24 protein-coding genes are annotated in these 19,710 nt (G+C 59.0%); 23 read left to right on the top strand and 1 reads right to left on the bottom strand.

Annotation, left to right across the window (positions count from 1 at the left end):
• Nucleotides 1-96 precede the first annotated feature (96 nt).
• The 5 genes from AB3G35_RS17170 to AB3G35_RS17150 all read left to right on the top strand — a co-directional run bounded on the left by AB3G35_RS17170 (nucleotide 97) and on the right by AB3G35_RS17150 (nucleotide 3,935).
• Nucleotides 97-309 carry a hypothetical protein gene (locus tag AB3G35_RS17170; protein WP_369781828.1) on the top strand — a complete coding sequence of 71 codons (213 nt, stop codon included), beginning with the start codon at nucleotides 97-99 and terminating at the stop codon, nucleotides 307-309.
• Between the two features lie 341 nt (nucleotides 310-650).
• Nucleotides 651-1,169, top strand: a complete 519-nt coding sequence (locus tag AB3G35_RS17165) for a phage regulatory CII family protein (protein WP_048383174.1) — start codon at nucleotides 651-653, stop codon at nucleotides 1,167-1,169.
• Entirely contained in the window at nucleotides 1,162-1,380 is a 219-nt protein-coding gene (locus AB3G35_RS17160; RefSeq protein WP_339428894.1) for a TraR/DksA C4-type zinc finger protein, read from the top strand. The genes AB3G35_RS17165 and AB3G35_RS17160 overlap by 8 nt, the downstream gene beginning before the upstream one ends.
• Nucleotides 1,370-3,586 carry a VapE domain-containing protein gene (locus tag AB3G35_RS17155; protein ID WP_369781827.1) on the top strand — a complete coding sequence of 739 codons (2,217 nt, stop codon included), beginning with the start codon at nucleotides 1,370-1,372 and terminating at the stop codon, nucleotides 3,584-3,586. Before AB3G35_RS17160 ends, AB3G35_RS17155 begins: the two co-directional genes overlap by 11 nt.
• Nucleotides 3,579-3,935, top strand: coding sequence for a hypothetical protein (locus AB3G35_RS17150; RefSeq protein WP_369781826.1), 357 nt, complete (start codon nucleotides 3,579-3,581; stop codon nucleotides 3,933-3,935). The genes AB3G35_RS17155 and AB3G35_RS17150 overlap by 8 nt, the downstream gene beginning before the upstream one ends.
• Before the next feature lie 522 nt (nucleotides 3,936-4,457).
• On the opposite strand, the gene AB3G35_RS17145 is transcribed toward AB3G35_RS17150, so the two are convergent.
• Nucleotides 4,458-4,811, bottom strand: coding sequence for a hypothetical protein (locus AB3G35_RS17145; protein ID WP_369781825.1), 354 nt, complete (start codon nucleotides 4,809-4,811; stop codon nucleotides 4,458-4,460).
• Between the two features lie 62 nt (nucleotides 4,812-4,873).
• Between AB3G35_RS17145 and AB3G35_RS17140 the strand changes: the two genes are divergently transcribed.
• The 18 genes from AB3G35_RS17140 to AB3G35_RS17055 all read left to right on the top strand — a co-directional run bounded on the left by AB3G35_RS17140 (nucleotide 4,874) and on the right by AB3G35_RS17055 (nucleotide 19,695).
• Nucleotides 4,874-5,218 (top strand): phage holin family protein, encoded by a 345-nt coding sequence (locus AB3G35_RS17140; RefSeq protein ID WP_369781824.1) that lies wholly within the window; start codon nucleotides 4,874-4,876, stop codon nucleotides 5,216-5,218.
• A gap of 153 nt (nucleotides 5,219-5,371) precedes the next feature.
• Nucleotides 5,372-5,932 carry a terminase small subunit gene (locus tag AB3G35_RS17135; protein ID WP_369781823.1) on the top strand — a complete coding sequence of 187 codons (561 nt, stop codon included), beginning with the start codon at nucleotides 5,372-5,374 and terminating at the stop codon, nucleotides 5,930-5,932.
• A 4-nt stretch (nucleotides 5,933-5,936) separates the two neighbouring features.
• A complete protein-coding gene (locus AB3G35_RS17130) occupies nucleotides 5,937-7,958 on the top strand; it encodes a phage terminase large subunit family protein (protein WP_369781822.1) in 2,022 nt (673 codons plus the stop codon).
• Between the two features lie 2 nt (nucleotides 7,959-7,960).
• Complete coding sequence (locus tag AB3G35_RS17125) at nucleotides 7,961-8,167, top strand: phage head-tail joining protein (RefSeq protein WP_073514850.1); 207 nt, start codon at nucleotides 7,961-7,963, stop codon at nucleotides 8,165-8,167.
• Nucleotides 8,167-9,651, top strand: a complete 1,485-nt coding sequence (locus AB3G35_RS17120) for a phage portal protein (protein ID WP_369781821.1) — start codon at nucleotides 8,167-8,169, stop codon at nucleotides 9,649-9,651. The genes AB3G35_RS17125 and AB3G35_RS17120 overlap by 1 nt, the downstream gene beginning before the upstream one ends.
• Nucleotides 9,648-10,808, top strand: a complete 1,161-nt coding sequence (locus AB3G35_RS17115; RefSeq protein WP_369781820.1) for a head maturation protease, ClpP-related — start codon at nucleotides 9,648-9,650, stop codon at nucleotides 10,806-10,808. The genes AB3G35_RS17120 and AB3G35_RS17115 overlap by 4 nt, the downstream gene beginning before the upstream one ends.
• On the top strand, nucleotides 10,805-11,149 hold the full coding sequence (locus tag AB3G35_RS17110) for a head decoration protein (protein WP_133079683.1): 345 nt from the start codon (nucleotides 10,805-10,807) through the stop codon (nucleotides 11,147-11,149). Before AB3G35_RS17115 ends, AB3G35_RS17110 begins: the two co-directional genes overlap by 4 nt.
• A gap of 63 nt (nucleotides 11,150-11,212) precedes the next feature.
• Nucleotides 11,213-12,208, top strand: a complete 996-nt coding sequence (locus AB3G35_RS17105; RefSeq protein WP_369781819.1) for a major capsid protein — start codon at nucleotides 11,213-11,215, stop codon at nucleotides 12,206-12,208.
• A gap of 2 nt (nucleotides 12,209-12,210) precedes the next feature.
• Nucleotides 12,211-12,531: a hypothetical protein gene (locus AB3G35_RS17100; protein ID WP_095031155.1), complete on the top strand. Its 321-nt coding sequence runs from the start codon at nucleotides 12,211-12,213 to the stop codon at nucleotides 12,529-12,531.
• Nucleotides 12,528-13,193, top strand: coding sequence for a hypothetical protein (locus tag AB3G35_RS17095; protein ID WP_369781818.1), 666 nt, complete (start codon nucleotides 12,528-12,530; stop codon nucleotides 13,191-13,193). The genes AB3G35_RS17100 and AB3G35_RS17095 overlap by 4 nt, the downstream gene beginning before the upstream one ends.
• The gene (locus tag AB3G35_RS17090; RefSeq protein ID WP_369781817.1) at nucleotides 13,186-13,677 is read left to right on the top strand and encodes a hypothetical protein; all 492 of its coding nucleotides are present in this window, start codon (nucleotides 13,186-13,188) and stop codon (nucleotides 13,675-13,677) included. The genes AB3G35_RS17095 and AB3G35_RS17090 overlap by 8 nt, the downstream gene beginning before the upstream one ends.
• A complete protein-coding gene (locus AB3G35_RS17085) occupies nucleotides 13,674-14,255 on the top strand; it encodes a phage baseplate assembly protein V (protein WP_369781816.1) in 582 nt (193 codons plus the stop codon). The genes AB3G35_RS17090 and AB3G35_RS17085 overlap by 4 nt, the downstream gene beginning before the upstream one ends.
• 54 nt (nucleotides 14,256-14,309) lie before the next feature.
• Nucleotides 14,310-14,504: a hypothetical protein gene (locus tag AB3G35_RS17080; protein ID WP_369781815.1), complete on the top strand. Its 195-nt coding sequence runs from the start codon at nucleotides 14,310-14,312 to the stop codon at nucleotides 14,502-14,504.
• 4 nt (nucleotides 14,505-14,508) lie between these two features.
• Complete coding sequence (locus AB3G35_RS17075) at nucleotides 14,509-14,835, top strand: GPW/gp25 family protein (protein WP_369781814.1); 327 nt, start codon at nucleotides 14,509-14,511, stop codon at nucleotides 14,833-14,835.
• Nucleotides 14,832-15,722: a baseplate J/gp47 family protein gene (locus AB3G35_RS17070; protein WP_369781813.1), complete on the top strand. Its 891-nt coding sequence runs from the start codon at nucleotides 14,832-14,834 to the stop codon at nucleotides 15,720-15,722. Before AB3G35_RS17075 ends, AB3G35_RS17070 begins: the two co-directional genes overlap by 4 nt.
• On the top strand, nucleotides 15,715-16,353 hold the full coding sequence (locus AB3G35_RS17065; protein WP_150628524.1) for a phage tail protein I: 639 nt from the start codon (nucleotides 15,715-15,717) through the stop codon (nucleotides 16,351-16,353). The genes AB3G35_RS17070 and AB3G35_RS17065 overlap by 8 nt, the downstream gene beginning before the upstream one ends.
• Nucleotides 16,350-16,877 carry a hypothetical protein gene (locus AB3G35_RS17060; protein ID WP_369781812.1) on the top strand — a complete coding sequence of 176 codons (528 nt, stop codon included), beginning with the start codon at nucleotides 16,350-16,352 and terminating at the stop codon, nucleotides 16,875-16,877. The genes AB3G35_RS17065 and AB3G35_RS17060 overlap by 4 nt, the downstream gene beginning before the upstream one ends.
• A complete protein-coding gene (locus AB3G35_RS17055) occupies nucleotides 16,858-19,695 on the top strand; it encodes a phage tail protein (protein ID WP_369781811.1) in 2,838 nt (945 codons plus the stop codon). The genes AB3G35_RS17060 and AB3G35_RS17055 overlap by 20 nt, the downstream gene beginning before the upstream one ends.
• The last annotated feature ends 15 nt before the right edge of the window (nucleotides 19,696-19,710 follow it).

The raw sequence follows: 19,710 nt of genomic DNA, 5'->3' as shown, positions 1-19,710 counted from the left end.
TGATTGTGCCCAGATTAACCTATGGGGTGAATGTCCTTATTGGTATTGCAAAAATTAACCTTTATGGTTAAATTGCGTATCCCGGAGGTACACCACATGAAATTGCGTGACTACATCGAAAGCTTAGATTCAGAAGCGCAGCAGGCTTACGCCGGGCGTTGCAAGATCGCGGTCAACTACCTTCGCTTGCATATTAAGTACGCCAGCAAAGACCCAAGCGTTTCGCTGATCAGGTCATTGACCCACCAAAGTGAAGGCCGTGTATCGCTCGCTGAGGTTCTTGATCACTTCGGCGTCACGGAAACTTAGGCGGCCTAGAAAGAAAAAAGGCGACCAATAAGGCCGCCCAGTTCCTCCCGGCACACACCACCACAGTGTCGACGGGTCGCGGTCAAGGTAGGCGGGCACACCACATGCAATTCCGCCTCCCTTAACCGCGCTTTCCAAGGCTCGGAAGCTTTGGGTTGCTGCCTTCTCCACCACAGATCTGGCAGCTGTTGCGCCAGAGGTGAGCGACGGATCGCTTGCCTCGGCACGGTGCCGGTTTTGGTCTTGCGGACCTCGCCGGCTTTTGGGCACTTTCAAGCCACGCGGCAAATGTACCACCACAGCACGCCGCGCGGCACTGGCAACATTCAAGGATTAATGCCATGAGCCGTATTGCTCTTAGTTGCACCCAACGAGCGCGCCGCGAAATTCTGCCGCTCGATTTGGCGCTTTACCACGCTGCCCGAGACTATCCGGGTGGCGCTGCTGCCATCGCCGCCACCACCGGCCGCAATCCCACCACGTTGCAGCACAAGCTGTCTCCGACCCACCCAAGCCACACGGTGAATGTTCAAGAATTCGCCGAGATCCTGGAGCTGACCAAAGACCGCCGCATCCTGGATGCAGTGCATGCGTTGGTGGGGGACACGATATGGCAGGAACTGGCCGAGGCCTATACCGACGATATGCCCGAGACGCTGACCACTGGTCTTGCCGTGTATTTCCGTCAGGTAGCAGATCTGGCCGACACCTGGGCCAAGAGTATTGGCGACGGGGTGGTCAACGACCGCGAACTGGCCGAGATCCGCCTGCAGGTGTTCCGCGGTATTCAGGGGCTACTGGGCATGTTCAATCGCGCCTGCTACGTCAACTCGACTACGCGGGGTGCTGACCGTGGCTGATATCGCAGATTTTGCTAATGACCTGGTGCAGGAGCGTATTGACCTAGCACTGGCCGCGCGCAAAGCGCAGCAGGTGTTTGAGTCTTACGAGTTTTGCGTGGACTGCGATTCATCAATTCCCTTGGCCCGCCGCTTGGCCGTCACCAGTTGCACGCGCTGTGCAGCCTGCCAACAACTGAATGAACAAATAGGTACCCGTTATGCTCGATGACGTTCTCGGTCAATTCGCTGACCACGGCCTTGAGCCTGCGCAACCACTCACGTTCGGCAAGCTGACCCGCTGCAAGACCACGCAGGACAAGGGCAAAGAGAAAAACGGCTGGTATGTGATCCATGAGCATCGCACCGAGAAAAACGAAACGCTGATTTTCGGCAGCTTCGGTGACTGGCGTTCGGGCGACAGCAACAAGATTAAGGTCAAGGCCGGCCGCATGAGCCAGGAAGAACGCGACGTGATGCGCGCTCGTCAGGAGGAAGGTAAACGCCGCGCCGCCGAGATTGCCGCGAACGCCGCACGCCGTGCTGCCAATCGCGCATCTGGCCTGTTCAAGCGCATGCCGGAGAAGGGCCGTAGCGCTTATCTGGATCGCAAGCAGATCGTCGGCATGGGCGTGCGTTACGCCCCGCGCTCCGGTGCGGTGCTGGTCCCGATGAGCAATGTACGGGATGAGATCATCGGACTTCAGGTCATCTACCCTGAGAAGCAGGCAGATACCGGCCGAGATAAATCCTACTGGCCTTACGGCATGTCCAAAGTGGGTGCCTTCCACCTTATTGGCCCGCACCCTGAACCGGGCGAACCGGTACTGGTCTGTGAGGGCTACGCCACCGGCGCAAGCCTGCATATGGCCACCTCGTTGACGGTGGCCATCGCGTTTGACGCGGGTAATTTGAGCGTGGTGGCCAAGGCCATGCGCGAACGTTTCCCAGGCCGCGCTTTGATCGTGTGTCGAGACGATGACTGGAAAACCAAGAGCCCCAATGGTGAGCCTTGGAACCCTGGTGAAGAAAAGGGTAGCAACGCCGCTTTGATCGTTGGCGGCCAGGTGGTTGGTCCGGTCTTTTCAGGCGAGCGCGAGATCAAGTGGACCGACTTCAACGACCTGCATTGTTCCGAAGGGTTGGACGCTGTTCGCAGGCAGGTATTGGCGGTCGTCAAACCACCCGCAGCTGGTGGCTGGAAAGATCAACTGGCCCGCACTGAAAACGGCTCTTTGATCGCACACATGCAGAACATTGAACTGATATTGGGCAACGATGAGCGTTGGGCAGGCGTTATCAGCTTCAGCGCTTTCAGCTCCAAGATCGTCAAATTGCGTACGCCTCCTTATGGCGGCGGCACCGGGGACTGGGGTGATATCGATGACATACGCGTTATGAAGTGGCTGGCCCAGCAATACAATCTGCGCGTCAAAGCCTCCAGCGTGATTGAGGCGGTCAGCGTTGTGGCCCACGACAACTCATTTCACCCGGTTCGCAACTACCTGAACAAGCTCGAATGGGACCGGGTGCCGCGTCTCGATACTTGGCTGACCACGGTCATGGGTGTGGCCCAAAGCGGTTACAGCGCCAAGGTCGGCAAGCGCTGGATGATCTCGGCGGTCGCACGGGTAATGCGGCCGGGCTGCAAAGCTGACTCGGTAATGATCCTTGAAGGCGGGCAGGGCGAAGGCAAGTCCACGGCCATGAGCATCCTTGGCGGTGACTGGTTTATGGATACGCCGTTTGCCCTGGGCGACAAGGACGGCTTTCAGGCGATCCGTGGCAAATGGATCATCGAACTGGGCGAGCTGGACAGCTTCAACAAGGCCGAAAGCACCAAGGCCAAGCAGTTTTTCTCGGCATCCACCGACACCTACCGCGAAAGCTATGGCCGCAGAACCAATGACGTGCCACGCCAGTGTGTTTTCGTGGGTACCACCAACCAGGACGAATACCTCAAGGACGCCACCGGCAACCGCCGCTATTGGCCGGTGGCCTGCACCAAGGTCGACCTCGAGCAGCTGCGCGAGATCCGCGACCAGCTCTGGGCCGAGGCGATGTTTTGTTATGAGGCAGGCGAGATCTGGTGGGTCAACCGTGACGAAACCGCGATGTTCTCCGAAGCCCAGGACGAGCGTTTTGTGGTGGATGAGTGGGAAGGCCCGATCCTGACCTGGCTGGAAGAGTCACAGATCGGCGAAACCACCAGCGGCAGTGAGGTATTGGCTAGCGCGCTCAAACTCGACTTCGGCCACTGGGGCAAGCCCGAGCAGATGCGCGTCGGCGCGATCATGCACCGGCTTGGATGGCGTCGTGTGCGCCTGCCAGCCCTGGCCAAAAGCGGGCAGCGTCCCTGGGCTTACAAGAAGCCTGATAACTGGGGCGGCCAGTCAGCCCTGCAGGTGCAGAAGATCGAGGAGCCTTGCTTTGATTAAGCACATCGACGCCATGCTCAAACTCTGGGCAGAGGATCTGCACAGCGCAGCACCTGAAGGTACAGGCAGCGGCAACATGATTGCCATGCTGATGGAAACCAAGGGCGAGCTGATTCGCGGCACGCGGGGCAGTCGGGTACTGCTCGATGAGTCGGCCGACATTGAGTTGATCGTCAATAAACACCTGCCGCCGCAGTTGTCGGTGGTGGTGCGCGAACACTACTGCAACCACGACAGCTTCCTGTCGCAGAAGTACACCCACTGCGGTTGCAGTCGTGACACCTACTACCAGCGTCTGCACGACGCGCACCTGTGCATTGCTGGCTTGCTGATGGGGAAGGCTGCGTGATCCCTGGCACCACTCCAACCATCGTCCTTGTCTTGGCCCACCGCGTCCCACTGCTTTGCAAGGCAGTGGGTCACGCACAGGCCGCGCCGTCACTGGGCTGTCCCACAGTCCCACCTGTAAATGCCCCTCGCCCATGTGAGCATAGCGGGCAGCAATACGCGCGTTTCACGCGCATGCGTGTTCTTAATAATCTTTCTATATACGAGGAAAAAGTAAAAGAAGTAGGACAGTGGGGCACAGCCTTTGATTTAGGCGCTCTCCTTTGTCCCACCTTGAACCAGAGCAGTGGGGCAGGGCAGACACCCCCCAAAAGCGCTAGCCGGGGCGATATATTCGCCGACATTCCCCGGGCGTTCAGCTGCCTAACCCACTTATTCACCGGTGGCATTAAAACCCGCTTGCTGCCACCGGAATCGACCTGTAAAAAGTAGTCATCTTCGATAGGTGCGACCGCAGAGAGCGGCCGACACCCACCACTAAACCCGGCCATTGCGCCGGGTTTTTGCGTTTATGGATAGGGGCTTAGTTGGCTTCGGCTTTGTCTTGGAGAGCCCAGTACACGTAGACAGCCAAGGCTACCCCTGTGAATACCGCGAGGCTGAAGACATTCCCCAACAGCATCACAATGTCTACCCGCGTGACAGGGTCAGATGATTGAAGAAACGCGACGATTTTCCATACGCCTTGTGCGATGAGGACTATTGATGAAACGTACGTCCAGAATCGGTAAACCTTTTTCCCCATCAGCTTACGCAGCTTTTGCCACTTGGCTTTGTCTTCGTCTGATGCTCTTACCCAAAGCATCATGAATGTGGCAACACCTATGAGAAATAGAATTAACGTAGATATCGAAACCAAAACGTTTAGTACAGACATGTGGAAGCTCTCACATAAAAGATCAAATTATTCGTATGCAGTAGACCCTAATGAGAGCAGCCATGACTAACGAACAACAAGCATTAGCAGATATGCCCGTCTGGCTGGTGATTGCACTGTCCTTGATCGGTGGGGTGTCGGGTGAGATGTGGCGAGCGGACAAGGATGGTGCCCGGGGTTGGTCACTGGTGCGGCGTCTTACCTTGCGGTCAGGTGCCTGTATCGGCTGCGGGCTGTCCACGATGATGCTGCTGCATGCCAACGGCGTATCAATCTGGGCGTCATCGGCGGTGGGCTGCCTCACGGCGATGGCCGGGGCAGACGTTGCCATCGGCCTTTACGAGCGCTGGGCCGCCAAGCGCCTCGGGGTTTGTGAACCCCCACCCCGTTCCGACCAATCAGAGTAATTCTCGTCTCTCAAATTCTGCCGGGGACCCTGGGCATTTTCCACGGGTACGGGGCAGGAAACCCGCGGGAAATCGTTAGTGGCTGGGTTTCAAAGTTAGTTGACCACAGTTGACTGGTTGACCAGTTGACTCGATATTAAAAGGGACGACCACATGGCGTTTTTGACACGTAAGGAATACGGCGAACTGAAGGGTTGGTCCAAACAACACATCAGCAAGCTGATTCAAAATGATCGTCTGGTTTTGAATGAAGCAGGCCTTGTGGATGTTGACGGCAGTGAACAGTTTCTGGCGATGACTCGTGACCCCAGCAAGGCTGGTGTGAGCGCTCGTCATGCTCAGGACAAGCAGGCCAGTGCTCCAGCTACTGCGCCGATTCACCCTCCGGCTAACGCCTCGCTTCCGTCTATTCCTGACTACCAGCGTTCCCGGGCACGTCGTGAACACGCTCAGGCGGAACAGATCGAAGCCCAGGTCCGAAAAGAAAACGGCTCCCTAGTGGAGGCGAGTGTGGTTGATAAGGCGGCCTTTGAAGCAGGCCGCATGCTGCGGGACCTTCTTCTCGGACTGCCACCGCAGATTGCCTCTGAATTGGTTGCGATGACCGATCCTTGGGAAATCGAAAAACACCTGACTACTTCTATCCGCAGAACGCTTGAAGACGCTGAACGCATGTCCATCAGTGATCTTTCCCGAGCACTCACCAAGAGCTGATCTTATGCACTTTCCATACGCTGACGGAACGGAGGTTTACCGTTTGGCGTATTACCGTGGCTTGCGTCCAGACCCAGACCTCTGGGTTGATGAATGGGCAGACGAGTACATGCGTATTCCTCGCAGTGTCGGTGCTGCTGAGCCAGGTCAATATCGAACCGCCCGCACTCCATACGCCCGGGAGCCCATGCGCTGTTTGTCACCGGCTCACCCCTGCAAACGCGTGGTTACGATGGTGGCTTCGCAGTTGATGAAAACCCAGATAGCGCTGAACTGGATTGGTGCCCTGATCCACATGTCGCCGTCGAACATTCTGACGCTACTCCCCACACTCAAACTCGCGTCGCGGGTTTCATCCCGGATAAGCAAGACCATCGACGCCACCCCCGTGCTGCGCGAAAGAGTGGCTGCGCCGAGGTCGCGCGATGCCAAGAATACTCAGGACACCAAGGAGTTTGAGGGCGGCACTCTGTATGCAGTTACTGCAGGCTCCGCCGCCAACCTTGCGGAGCTGGCCGCCCGGTTTATTTATGGAGATGAGATTGACCGTTGGGAGGTCGACGTAGGCAACGAAGGTGATCCGGTAAAACTGGCCGAAATTCGGGGCAGTACGTTTGGCAGGAAGGCCAAGTTCTACTTCTCAAGCTCGCCCACGCTGAAAGGTGCTTCACGCATTGCCGATCTATTTGCGATCAGCGACCAGCGTTACTACTACGTGCCATGCCCTCATTGCCGGCACATGCAAATTCTTGAATGGGAGAACCTCAAATACACGGAGGATTACAGCCGTATTGAGTACCTCTGCAGCGGCCCTGATTGCGGTGCGCTGATTGAAGAACACCACAAAGGCGAAATGTTGGCCCAGGGCGAGTGGCGTTCTCACGCTGAAGGGGATGGCGAAACTGTAGGGTTCCACCTTAATGCTCTGTATGCGCCCTTGGGTTGGACCAGCTGGTTATCAATGGCCAAGGACTACGACGAGGCCATCGTGAAACAGGCCAGTGGTGATCTGGAAGCCATGCAGGTGTTCTTCAACACACGGTTGGCCAAGGTCTGGGACAGTACTCAGGAGCAGACCAAGGCGAGCGTTCTCCAGGCCCGTGCCTTGCAGGAAGACTATGTACTTGGCTCTGTACCGAAAGGTGCTTTGATGCTGACAGCTTCGGTCGATGTGCAGGCCAACCGGCTTGAACTCATGGTGATGGGCTGGGGCGTGGGGTTAGAGCGATGGATCATCGATCACCAAGTCATCATGGGTGATCCCTCAGATGATCGCACCTGGTCCGCGCTGGATGAAAAATTGAAGTCGCGTTATTGGCATCCATGCTGCGTGGGGTTGTCGATTTTGGCCACTGCTATCGACACCGGGGGGCACCACACAAATGAGGTGTACCAGTTCTGCCGTCTGCGGCGATGGCGCAATGTGTTTGCAATCAAAGGTGCGAGCAAGCCTGGCAAACCACCCATTGCCCAGCGGCCCTCTATGGTCGATGTGACGTGGCGTGGCCAAACCGAACGAAACGGCGCCGAGCTTTGGATCGTTGGGACTGATACCGCCAAAGACTGGATCTATAACCGTTACCCGTTTGAAAGCGGTCCTGGTGCATTGCACTTTGCGAAAGATTTGCCCGATGACTTTTTTGCGCAATGCGTGGCTGAACGCCGAATGACGCGTTACGTGAAAGGCAAGCCGGTCACCGAGTGGATCAAGGGCAAGTCCGAGCGTAACGAAGCGTTGGACTTGATGGTGTATTGCCTGGCAATGGCCCATTACCTGGGGCTGGATCGTTACAAAGAGCGTGACTGGGACCGAGTTGCCCAGGCGCTGGCTCAGGCTGAGTTGTTTGCTGAAAAAGTACCAACTGCTTCCTCGGAAGTTTCGCTGCCAGTCATTGCTTCTGAGTCAGCAATGGAATCACCAGAACCTAAACCTGATCCTGTACCAACCCCGGCAGCTCTACCGCAGCCGGTCGTACGCCTCCCTCAACGTCGCAGCTCCAGCAGCGGCTATCTCAAGAGACGCTGATTATGTCCTTTACCCAGAAGCACCTCGATGCGGTTGAGGCGGCCATCGCACGCGGCGAGAAAACCGTGCGCTATGCCGATCGCACTGTGGAGTACCGCACGGTGGATGAGCTGCTCAAGGCCCGCGATCAGATCCGTACTTCCCTGGTCGCGTCTGCTGGGCCACGTTCAAAAGTGGTGAGGCTCTACCACGGAGGCAAGGGAATCTAATGGCACGCCAATATCCAACCCTGACCCGCAACGGCTTCTTGCTGCCGGAACGGATTAAAGCCAGTTATGAAGGGGCCGGAGAGGGCAGGCGTTCGGCCAGTTGGGACGCCCCTGATATCGGTATCAACAGCATCAATACCCCGGCCTTGCGCAACCTGCGGGCCCGTTCGCGGGCAGCAGTGCGCAATGACCCGTATGCGTTTAACGTCATCGACAAGCGCGTCAGCAACCTGATCGGTACCGGCATTACCCCTCGACCCAAGATCGAGGACGACACCCTGCGCAAAGTGCAGCAGGAGTTGTGGGAGGACTGGGTGGACGAGTCGGACGCCGATGGCCTGACCGACTTTTACGGCCAGCAGGCTTTGATTGCCCGCACCGTCGAAACCGCCGGTGAATGCTTTGTGCGTATACGGCCACGCAGCCTGGACGAAAATCTGGCGGTACCGCTGCAGCTCCAGGTACTGGCCCCCGAGTTTGTGCCGCACGACAAGTTTGAGACGGCCAAAAATGGCAACAGCATCCGTGCCGGCATCGAGTTCAACCCGGCTCACCAGCGGGTGGCTTACTGGATGTACCGAGTTCACCCTCGCGATGCCTCTTCGTTGAACGCCGGATACAACCAGTTGGTGCGGATACCAGCGGCGCAGGTGCTGCATATCTTTGAACCGGTTGAGCCCGGCCAGTTGCGCGGCGTACCGCGTTTGGCGCCGGTGCTCAAGCGCTTGCGCAGCCTGGACAACTACGACGATGCGGTGCTGTTCCGTCAGGAGGTGGCCAACTTGTTTGCTGGGTTTATTAGCAGGCCGCCTCCGGAGGGCAGGCAGCTTGCGCTCGATCCGGTTACAGGTCAGCCCTTCAACGAAGACCGCGATGGCTTCACGCCGATGGTCGCGCTGGAACCCGGGACCATGCAGGAATTGGGGCCGGGCGAAGAGGTTGAGTTCTCCAAGCCTCCGGACGCGGGCAACAACTACCCGGACTTTATGCGGCAGCAATTGATGGCCGCAGCGGCCGGTACTGGCACTCCCTACGAAATTCTCACCGGCGATATGCGCGAGGTCAACGACCGGGCGCTGCGGGTTGTACTCAACGAATTCCGCCGTCGCCTGGAACAACTGCAATTCGGGGTGTACGTGCACCAGTTGTGTCGCCCGGTGCGGGCAGCCTGGATGGACATGGCGGTGTTGGCCGGTCGCCTCAAGCTGGACGACTACGCGCAACGGCGCCGCGAATACCTGCGCACCCGCTGGGTACCGCAGGGCTGGGCTTATATCCAGCCGGTGCAGGACATTCAGGCGCGAATGATGGAGGTCAACGCGGGCTTTAACTCCCGCAGCGAGATGGTCCTGCGTTCGGGCTATGACGCCGAAACCGTCGATGCTGAAAACGCCGCCGATCAGGCCCGCGCCCAAAAGCTCGGCCTCAACTACAAAACACTCGTCGACCAGCCTGAACCGGCGGCCGACAAGGAGACACCATGATCAAGCAGTACCCGCTACGGATTTTCAACAAGGCCGGTGACCCTCCGGCGCCGCAGAGCAAACATTGGTACAGCCTGAAGGCCAGCGGCGAGGCCGAAACCCGCAGCATCGAGGTCTATGTCTACGGCGAGATTGGTACCTGGGGCATCACTGCCAACCAGTTTGTCCGCGACTTGGCTGCATTGGATGATGGTGTGTCACCAATCGTGGTGGCCTTTAACAGCATTGGTGGTGACCTGTTCGACGGCCTGGCCATTCACAATGCGCTGTCCCGATTGGGCGAGCGTTGCACCGGCCGGGTTGATGCCTTGGCAGCCAGCGCGGCCAGTGTTGCGGTGTGCGGTGCTCACAAGGTGGTGATCGCGAGAAACGCCATATTGATGATCCACAACCCTTATACCTACGCGTCTGGCGATGCCGAGGATCTACGCAAGGTCGCCGCCGCACTGGATCAAGCGACTGAAGTGATCATCGCCGCCTACAAATCCAAGGCGCCGAACATTGACGAGGTGGAGCTTCGGCGCCAGGTCAATGCCGAAACCTGGCTTACGGCCAGCGAAGCGGTGGCCTTGGGCTTGGCCGACGAAGTGGGCGAGGGCGTTACCGTTAAAGCCTGCTTGGGCCAAGGTAGTGCGCTGCATCGCTACCAGCACGCACCGCAGGCATTGCTGGCCCAGCTGGATGAGCCGCCGGAGCCAGCCCCAGAGCCAACACCGGAACCGATTCCGCCAGAGCCTGAAAAAACGCCCATTGCGGACTCGGCGAAGCTGGCCTTGTTGATCACTCAAAGCTGCACGGCAGCCGGGATCAGCAATCTGATCGAGCCACTGATCAGCAGTACCAAACTGGCCGACGAGGCCACAGTTAATGCCGCGCTGACCAACGCCAAGGCCGTGCGCGACCTGTGCGTGGCTGCGCGTTTGCCGGAGTTCACCCAGGAGTTTGTCGCGGCTGGGCTCAGCGCCGAAGCGGTGCGCGGGCGACTGTTCGACAAGCTGGTCAGTGGCGGCGGTTTTGAAATCGACAACAGCCTGCCGATCAGCGATGACTCGGTACCGAAAATTCAGGCCAAACAACCTGATCCACCCTCGATCTGGGCGGCGCGTCAGTCGGCGCAAAGTGGTCAATCTAAATCTGCAAAAGGAACCAGAGCATGACGATCCAATACGAACAGCGCCACGCCGGTGAATTCCTCTTGTCCGAGGGGGCCGGCAACATCTCGCGTGAAGCGATCAACGTTGCCGCCGGGGCTGCGCTTGAACCGGGCCAGATTCTGGGCCTGACCACCGCCACGGGTGAGTTTGCGCCGTATCAGCCAACGGCTGAAGACGGCACGGAAAACGCTGTCGCCATTCTCTACGGCCCGCTGGGTGAGTCGGATGTTGTGCGTCGCGGTCGCGCCGTAGTGCGCCTGGCCGAGATCAGCGAAGTGCACCTGACCGGCCTCGATCCTGCTGCTGAAAAAGCACTAGCTGCCCACTTCCTGATCGTTCGCTAAAGCGAGCATCCCTGTTTACCCGTCCCGCCAAGTGCGGGATTTTTCTTTTCTGGAGAGTACCTCATGGCCGATATCGCCATTTTTGAAGACGATGCGTTTAGCGTTTCGTCGTTGACCGCTGCACTCAATGATCAGGAGTACTTGCCGGGTCGTATCAGCAGCCTGGGTCTGTTCCGCGAAGAGGGCATCACCACCCTGACTGTGCAGATCGAAAAAGACGGTGACACCCTGGCATTGGTGCCAGCGGGTGAACGTGGCACTTCCGGCCTGGTGGTCGCTGGTACCAAGCGTCACATGATCCCTTTCAACACCGTGCACTTGCCGGAACGTTTCACCATCAAGGCGGACGAGATTCAGGGCATCCGTGCCTTCGGTACCCGCAGTGAGCTGCAAGCCGTGCAGGACGTGGTCAACCGACGACTGTCCAAAGCCCGCCGTCAGCTGGATGCTACTCACGAATTCCAGCGCATGGGCGCCTTGAACGGTCAGATTCTGGATGCCGATGGCACCACGGTCCTGCTCGATCTTTACAAGACCTTTGGCGTTACGCGAAAAAAGCAGTCTATGGGGCTGAACGACCAGGCCACGGAGTTGCGTGTGCGCTGCTCTGATGCCCTGGACCTGCAGGAGGATGCGTTGGGCAACATCACCAGTACCGGCTCTCGCGCTTTCTGCGGCAAGAATTTCTGGAACAAGTTGGTCACCCACACATCGGTCAAGGAAACCTACCTCAACACCATGCAGGCCGCGTCCCTGCGCGGCGATGCCCGTGAAAGCTTCGAGTTCGGTGGCATCGTCTGGGAACGTTATCGCGGCAAGGTCGCAGGCGTGTCGTTCATCCATGACGACAAGGCGCTGCTAATCCCTGAAGGCGTTCCCGACCTGTACATCTCGGTGTTCGCTCCGGCCGACTACATGGAGACGGTCAACACCCAGGGCATTCCGTACTACAGCAAGATCGAGCCGCTGCCGTTCAACAAAGGCATGGCAGGTGAAGCTCAGTCGAACCCGCTGCACATGTGCACACGCCCCCTGGCGCAGATCTTGTTGGAGCTGTAACCGTGGGCATTCGTGATCTGGTGGCCGATATCGACAGCGTGATCTTCGACGTGCTGGGCGATAGCGCGCGCATCGAAGGTCGCGCCGAGCCGGTGCTGGGGATGTTCTCTGCACCGTGGAAACAGCCGCAGATTGGTCGTCTCAACACCGGCCTTCGCGAGCCGCACTTTGTGGTGCGGGTCGCAGACTCGGATGGCCTGAGCAAAGGGCTACTGGTCACCATCGACTTGCCCGATCTGGACGGTGGTGGCGACTACGACCTGCTGCAGCTGGAGCCCAGCGGCGACGGCCTGGTGTCGCTGATCTTGAGGAAACGCGCATGAGCATTGGCAGCTTCAGTGAGAACAGGGCCAGCAGTGGAATGTTCAATATTCAGGTCTCGTCCGAGGACCTGAAAGCGTTTGCAGCACTCGCCACGCTGGTACCCAAAGCCGCTGCCAACGCGCAGCGCCGAGCGATCAACAAAACCTTGGGCTGGCTCAGTACCCATATCGCCCGGGCCGTGGGCAAGCAGGAGCGGATTGCGGTCAAGGCGGTGCGGCAGCGTTTGCGCAGTTATCCGATCGCGGGCGGTGCAATGCGCGGCAAGCTCTGGTTCGGCATTAACCCGCTGGAGGCCAGCCGGACTGGGCGCCCGCGACAGACCAAGGCCGGTGTGTCAGTAGGCAGTCGTCGCTATCGCGGCGCCTTCTATAAAAAGGTGTACGGCAATCAGGCCGATATCTGGATTCGTACCGCCAGTAAACACTTTGGTCGAGCCAATTATCCCGACAGCGATATCACTTCGCACAAGGGTGACAGCTCGGGTTGGATTGCTGAAAACACGGACCGTTATCCACTGGCTAAAGCCAAGATTTCGCTCGACTCGGTGCGACCTCACTTCGAAGACTGGAGCCGCAAGGCCGATGAACGTCTGCTGCAGATTCTCCGGCAAGAAATGAACTTTGAACTGCAGAAATACCTGAAGGGGACACGCCGTGTCTGAGCAGCCGTTTAGCCTCGACCTGTTGTATCAAACGATCGAGCAGCATCTGCAGCAATCGCTGGCCGGTATTCAACTGGTCAGCTTCTGGCCTGACATCGAGCAGCACATCCCGCTGCCGGCAGTGTTTCTTGATATCGCCGAGATCGAGCCCGGTACCGATATCGGCACCGGGGAAAGCACCCTGAACGTCACCTTTGAAGCGCGGGTGATTGTCGACGTGATCCGCGACCAGCATTACCAGCAGGCCATTCACTTGGCCACGCAACTGGCGGTGCTGTTGCGCACTCAGACGTGGGGCCTGGCCGTTGAGCCTGCCGAGTTCAAACGTTCAACCCAGGACTGGACCCGTCCGGAGCTGGATGGCTACACCGTGTGGCTGGTCGAGTGGACCCAGACGATTTACCTCGGTGAAACGGAATGGCCATGGCCCGACGAGCAGCCCGGCTCACTGGTGTTCAACGTAGGCGGTGAGGTTGACCCGTGAGCCATGCCCTTGCAGAGCACGACCGCATGATCGCCGGTGTGGTTAAGGCCTGTTATGTGGTTGCTCTGGATCTGACGGCCAAACCGCCCGTGTGCCGAGTATCTGATGGTGAATGGGTCAGTGCCTGGGTGCGCTGGCACAATCAGGCGGCGGGTAAGGCGCGCCACTGGCGGGTGCCCAGCATGGGCGAGCAGGGCGTGTTGCTCAGCCCGAGTGGTGATGTGTCACAAGGCACCTTTGTGCCGGGTTTGTTTGGCGATGCCGGACCAGCCCCGGATAACCGTGATCACATTGAGCGCTGGCTGTTCGATGATGGCGGGTCGCTAACCTATAACTGGCAGACCCACAGCTACAGCATTGTGCTGCCGGCCGGCTCGGTGGATATCAAGGTGGGTGGTTCATCGGCGACCGTTACGGATAGCGCCGTGGTGGTTACGTCCGGAGCGATCGCGCTTGATGGCGACGTCACGATATACGGTGAAGTGTTGATCAACGGCGGGTTGCGCGTGACGGGCGATATCAACGGTGGCGGGGCAATTATCGACACCAGTGGCAACACGCCTAACCACAAGCACTAAACAGAACCTCAACCAGCCCGCCGCGTGTGGGCTTTTTTCTGCCTGGAGAAAACGATGACGAGCAAACCTGTCTCGATCGACAAGCCTGTCAGCCCGGTCGTTTACCACGACCGGGCTTTTATTTCTCGCGTCCTGGTGATGCCCAAGGGTCGAACGCTGCATGTCAGTGCTCACCGCGTCGAGGGGGTAGATGCTGAAGCGCAGGCCTTTCTCGATAAACACCCCGACTTAGAGCGTCTGCCGGAGTAGCCCCATGATCGGAATGGACCGCCACACCGGGCTGCCTATCTCGGGCCTTGACCATCTGCTGCAGTCCATTGAAGACATTTTAACCACGCCTCTGGGGTCTCGTCTGATGCGTCCTGAGTACGGCAGCACGATCCGCCGCTTTGTCGACTTGCCCGTTTCAGAGGGTTGGAAGAGTGCGGTCCAGGCCGAAGCCGCCCGCGCCCTGAAGCGCTGGGAGCCTCGTCTGGAACTGACTCGGGTTCAAGTCGTGTCCGTGCTGAGCGGGCGTATCACCTTTCGCCTGTCGGGCAACTATCTGGGCGACAGCAAGCTATTGGACGTGACTGTATGAGCACACTGGACCTGTCCCGTTTGCCGGCACCACTTGTGCTGGAGCCACTGGATTTTGAGGCGTTGTATCAAGAGGCACTGACCGACTTCCGCACCTTGATGGGCAAAAACTGGTCGGCCCCGCTGGAGTCTGAGCCGGTGGTCAAACTGCTGGAAAAACGTGCCTACGACAAGATGATGGAACGGGCGCGGATCAACGACGCGGCCAAGGCGCTGTTGTTGGCGTTTGCCCGGGGCAGCGACGTGGATCATCTGGCGGCCAACTACAACGTAAAACGCCTGACCGTGGTCGAGGCTGATCCCACTGCAGTGCCGCCGATCGAGGCGCAATACGAGTCGGACGATTCCCTGGTCGAGCGCACCTTGCTGGCCTTTGAAGGCATGTCGATCGCGGGCCCCCGGGATGCGTATGTGTTTCATGCGCTGTCAGCGGACGGTCGTGTGGCGGATGCCCGGGCCAGCAGCCCAAGCCCGGCCACGGTGCTGGTCAGCATCTTGAGCCGTCTGGGCAACGGTCAGGCCTCGGCCGATCTGCTGGAAAATGTACGTGTAGCCCTCAGCGATGAGGATGTGCGCCCGGTGGGTGATCGGCTCCTGGTGCAGTCGGCCGAGCTGATCGACTATCAAATTGAGGCGGTTCTTTACCTCTACCCGGGCCCGGAAATGGAGCTGAGCTTGGCCGAGGCCAACGCTTCACTCGAACGTTATGTAAACACGCAGCGTCGCCTGGGCCGGGACATTCGCCATTCAGCCATTCATGCCGCGCTGCATGTATCCCGGGTGCAGCGGGTCGAGCTGATTCACCCAGCGGCGGATGTGGTGGTGCTGGATCATCAAGCGGCCAACTGCACGGCCTTCAAGGTATCCATCGGTGGCACCGATGAGTGATTCCAGCCTGTTGCCGTTCAATCGCACGCCGCTGGAAACGGCGCTTGCCCAGCTTTCTGCCGGTGACCGAACCCTGGCCAACGTGCTGCGCCAGATGCACTCGGTCGAGAACTGTCCGGCGGCGCTACTGCCGTGGCTGGCCATCCAGCGCAGTGTCGACCGCTGGGACCCGGAGTGGTCAGAGCCGATCAAGCGCAAGGTAGTCACGGACGCGTTTGAGGTTCACAAGCGTAAGGGCACCGTGGGCGCGCTGCGCCGGGTGGTCGAGCCGTTTGCAGACATTCTGGAAATTGTCGAGTGGTACGAGCTGGAGCCGATGGGTGAACCGGGCACCTTCACCATGAGCCTGGCTTTGTTCGACAGTGGCTTGAGCGACACGGGCATTGCCGAACTGGAGCGGATGATCAACGACACCAAGCCGGTTAGCCGGCATTTGGTGGGGCTCAGCATCACCTTTAGCCCAGATGGCACCTACTACATCGGGGCCGGTATTTCTTCAGGCGACGAGGTAACTATTTCGTCGCCTGAACTGTGGTCGGATGACCTCGACCTGATCAACCTGGAGCTGTCGGCCAATGACCTCCATTACTTCGCCAACTTCGCCTTACCGGGCCTGATGAGGGTTACATGACCGAACTTTCAGACCGCCAACGGGCGGCTATCGAGATGCTGGAAACAGCGGCGCAAACGGCCCATGACATTGTTCACCTGCCGGCGGACGAGGTTGTCGAGACTGGATCCGGGCCGTCGCCTACGTTCCTGGCATTGGCCAAGATGATCACCGACTTGACCGGTGGCCTGCTGCTACCGCGCAAGCAGGCGATCGCATCCGCCGGCACCGCGCTGGCTCTGGACGTGGCCTACACCAACGGCGTGTCGTTCTTCGACGTGACGCTGGACAAGCCGCAATGCCTGCTCAGCTTTCTCAATACCGATGTGCCGGCGGGCTACACCTGGTCATTCACCGTGCGGCTGCGACAAGGCACCGGGGCGAATAAAGTCACGTTCCCGGCCAGCGTCCACTGGTCGAGCAAGCGCCCGCCGGTGCTGGCCTACGAGGCGGGAGTGGCGGATGTGCTGACATTTATGTCAGACGGTAACGGTTGGTTGGGCTTTCATGATGGGAGTTGGTTCGATGCATCTGTCTCCGCTTAACAGCCGTCGTCCGGCTAACCAGCAAACCGGCTTGAACAATGCACTGAGCATGATTGAAGGCCATCATCGTTTTCTGCGCAATAACACCGGCGACACCGAAGACGCCACGCAGCAGCACTACGCGCAGAACCTGCAGGGGATACTGGCCAACAACCGACATTTTATTGCCCACTCGCAAATGGAGTACCAGCCCAACGGCGACGGTACGACCGAAGGACAGGCGCTGCACATCCTCGGCTATGCCCATGCCTATCTGGCGACCAAGGATCAGCGCTTTCTGAACGCGGCGATCTGGCACTGGGAGGCTTACGAGGCTTATTTCTACGCGGGCCAGCCGATCCCTGACATTCCCCTGCGGCGCATAGCTAACTGGATTGTTAACTCAAAAGAACCGGTGTTGGCGAACTGGCCGATTGATGCCGCTGATCCCACGCACAGCGGGTTTAAGGGCGTTCCCTTTGAGTTCACCAATGGCGCCTTGAGCATCCCCCACGGCGAACCGCACTGGGGTGAGTATTTGGACAAGGCGACCTTTGCCTTTGACGGCGCATTGGCCTGGGAGGCGATCAACGCCACGGTGCAGGCAGTCAAAGAAGACGGCTCGATTGACTGGGACAAGGCGGGCGATCAGTTCGATGTGGACTGGATCATCGCGTGGACCGGGCAAAAGATTAACGCTGAGGGCGACGTGCTTTCTGATGGCCACCCGCTGGAGGAGCACGGACAGGTCCAGTTGAAAAACACGGCGGTGAACGGGGAGCACAAGCTGAACTACGCCACTCGCCAACCGGTTGAGCACGGTGGCTACCTGATCCCGCGTAACGCGGTGCAGCACAACCGGCCGTTGCACGTGCCGTTGCCGGGCAGCGTCAACCAAATGGGCAACGCGGCGGACGGCGAGCAGTGGTATATGGACGCGTGTTACATGCTCTGGCGGATCACCGGCGAGAGTCGCTACAAGAAGGCGATGGATGCCTGCCGTTTCACTGCACACGAATACACACAGATCGACTCCAGCGACCGTTTCTTTCGTCAGAGCCGCACCGAGCTGACGCCTTACACGGACGGTATTGCCTACCAGTTCAGCTACCCAAGTGATGCGGCGCCGGTGATCAGCCGCGATTCGATGGGCTACATCACCGTTGATTGTGATCAGTCGGCGCAAGTCTCCTTGGAGCAGCAGGCGGTGTGGTTCCGGATCAGCAAGGACTCACTGGTGCGCACCTGTTACGGCGGCGTGGACAGCTTTAATGCGCCGCTAAATGCCAAGGTCGATTTGGTGGTGTCGCCCAGCAAGGCCGAGGGCAGCGGCATACGTTACAGCTGCGCGTTGCCCAAGTCGGTGTCAAACATCGAAGTGGTCACGCACGATATCCCGCTCAGCAGTTTTACTCGGCTGAGCAAGGATGACGGTTCTGAGTACATCATGGCCGACCTCCGCGCTGTCTCGCATTCGGACGATATCTTGTCCGAGGAAGGCTACGAGCCCGGGATTTTCGAGGGGCGCGGCGGCAATGTGGTTAGCTCGTTCTTCCCCAGCGATGACGGCTGGTACAGCGTCGGACACTGGTTGTTGCCGACCGAGAAGGCGCCGCTGCAGAGCATCACCTACCGCGCTGACGGCAATTTCAATCTGCGCATTGTTGATGATGACGGTTGGCGTTGGTGGTGGATGTTGCCCGCCACGGCGGGTGCCTGGGTCACGCGGATGATCCGGCCTGAAGACGCTACGCTGTCCGGCTACCAGCCCGGCGCGGCAGATCGTCCTGAGCCAAATGCTCCGGTCTATACGGATCTGGACGGCTTTTCAGTCCTGATGGATGACAGCTCAGACACGAACCTGACGTTCTCGTATTACTGCATCAATGACGTCCCCCCGGCCTTTGCGGCCGAGGATGGCTACACCCTCAACTATCGGCTGACGATCAAGGGGCAGGCTAAATTCCGGGCGCTGGTGGGCGACTGCACGATCGTAAATTACCGGGATGATTCTCTGGCGTACTGCCCGGGCGTGATTCCGTTCTCCAACATCTACGCCGAGGGCACCGACCAGATCGGCGCTTGGCACGGCATGCCGTACCCGGGGTATCAGTACCCACTGATTTACTGCATCGACCCGCTCAATGAGTACGGGCCGAAACTCAATCAGATGGTCGAGTTTCTGTATGACTCGCAGCAGTGGTACGCGCAGAAATTCGGCCAGCTTGGCCCGGGTGCATCGGCCTATGTATGGAACCGCTGGGACAACTACAAGTACGGCGATCCGGATACCTGGACCATGTACCACTGGGGCACGGGGACTGCGTGGAGCGGCTACCAGCCCCGGGCAATGATGGGCGCATGCCGGGCGTGGTACGAACTGGCCAGCCAAGGCAAAGCGGTGCCGGAAAAGCTCAAGGCCTACGCCGAAAACTGGCTGGGCTGGCTGGTCCAGTTTGTAAAAGCCTCGGGAGGGATCCTGCCCACTGACTTTCCGATGACCAGTGTCCCGCAGCCCGAACAAGATGGATTTACCGGGCATGTGACTGGGCTGTGGTTGGCCGGTGCCTGCCTGGCCGGGTTGGCAGGCTGCCAGGTGGCGGGACTGGATGATCTGATCGAAGCCTGCGTGACCGAACTGCAATACAACTATGTGGTGACGCCGGTACCGGGCCAGCCCATGAACGGCAGTTGGTCGCCGGCGGTACGGCTGGGCACGGACAACGGCATGTTCTTCGGCTTTTGGGCCGGGGAGATTCTGCGAGGCCTGGGCCTGTACGTCCTGTACCGAAACCTTGGCCCCGGGGCGAATATCTACGGCGCTCCCATGCCAACGTAAACCACTCAATTAGGC

The sequence above is a fragment of the Pseudomonas sp. WC2401 genome (genome assembly GCF_041200115.1).
Lineage (GTDB): Bacteria > Pseudomonadota > Gammaproteobacteria > Pseudomonadales > Pseudomonadaceae > Aquipseudomonas > Aquipseudomonas fragi.
This window is presented reverse-complemented; position numbering and strand designations above follow the sequence as displayed.

Excerpts from the sequence above, each read along its gene's own strand:
- AB3G35_RS17170 (WP_369781828.1), top strand. The coding sequence starts at position 97 with ATGAAATTGCGTGACTACATCGAAAGCTTAGATTCAGAAGCGCAGCAG.
- AB3G35_RS17165 (WP_048383174.1), top strand. The coding sequence starts at position 651 with ATGAGCCGTATTGCTCTTAGTTGCACCCAACGAGCGCGCCGCGAAATT.
- AB3G35_RS17155 (WP_369781827.1), top strand. The coding sequence starts at position 1,370 with ATGCTCGATGACGTTCTCGGTCAATTCGCTGACCACGGCCTTGAGCCT.
- AB3G35_RS17145 (WP_369781825.1), bottom strand. The coding sequence starts at position 4,811 with ATGTCTGTACTAAACGTTTTGGTTTCGATATCTACGTTAATTCTATTT.
- AB3G35_RS17140 (WP_369781824.1), top strand. The coding sequence starts at position 4,874 with ATGACTAACGAACAACAAGCATTAGCAGATATGCCCGTCTGGCTGGTG.
- AB3G35_RS17135 (WP_369781823.1), top strand. The coding sequence starts at position 5,372 with ATGGCGTTTTTGACACGTAAGGAATACGGCGAACTGAAGGGTTGGTCC.
- AB3G35_RS17130 (WP_369781822.1), top strand. The coding sequence starts at position 5,937 with ATGCACTTTCCATACGCTGACGGAACGGAGGTTTACCGTTTGGCGTAT.
- AB3G35_RS17125 (WP_073514850.1), top strand. The coding sequence starts at position 7,961 with ATGTCCTTTACCCAGAAGCACCTCGATGCGGTTGAGGCGGCCATCGCA.
- AB3G35_RS17120 (WP_369781821.1), top strand. The coding sequence starts at position 8,167 with ATGGCACGCCAATATCCAACCCTGACCCGCAACGGCTTCTTGCTGCCG.
- AB3G35_RS17115 (WP_369781820.1), top strand. The coding sequence starts at position 9,648 with ATGATCAAGCAGTACCCGCTACGGATTTTCAACAAGGCCGGTGACCCT.
- AB3G35_RS17110 (WP_133079683.1), top strand. The coding sequence starts at position 10,805 with ATGACGATCCAATACGAACAGCGCCACGCCGGTGAATTCCTCTTGTCC.
- AB3G35_RS17105 (WP_369781819.1), top strand. The coding sequence starts at position 11,213 with ATGGCCGATATCGCCATTTTTGAAGACGATGCGTTTAGCGTTTCGTCG.
- AB3G35_RS17095 (WP_369781818.1), top strand. The coding sequence starts at position 12,528 with ATGAGCATTGGCAGCTTCAGTGAGAACAGGGCCAGCAGTGGAATGTTC.
- AB3G35_RS17080 (WP_369781815.1), top strand. The coding sequence starts at position 14,310 with ATGACGAGCAAACCTGTCTCGATCGACAAGCCTGTCAGCCCGGTCGTT.
- AB3G35_RS17075 (WP_369781814.1), top strand. The coding sequence starts at position 14,509 with ATGATCGGAATGGACCGCCACACCGGGCTGCCTATCTCGGGCCTTGAC.
- AB3G35_RS17070 (WP_369781813.1), top strand. The coding sequence starts at position 14,832 with ATGAGCACACTGGACCTGTCCCGTTTGCCGGCACCACTTGTGCTGGAG.
- AB3G35_RS17065 (WP_150628524.1), top strand. The coding sequence starts at position 15,715 with ATGAGTGATTCCAGCCTGTTGCCGTTCAATCGCACGCCGCTGGAAACG.
- AB3G35_RS17060 (WP_369781812.1), top strand. The coding sequence starts at position 16,350 with ATGACCGAACTTTCAGACCGCCAACGGGCGGCTATCGAGATGCTGGAA.
- AB3G35_RS17055 (WP_369781811.1), top strand. The coding sequence starts at position 16,858 with ATGCATCTGTCTCCGCTTAACAGCCGTCGTCCGGCTAACCAGCAAACC.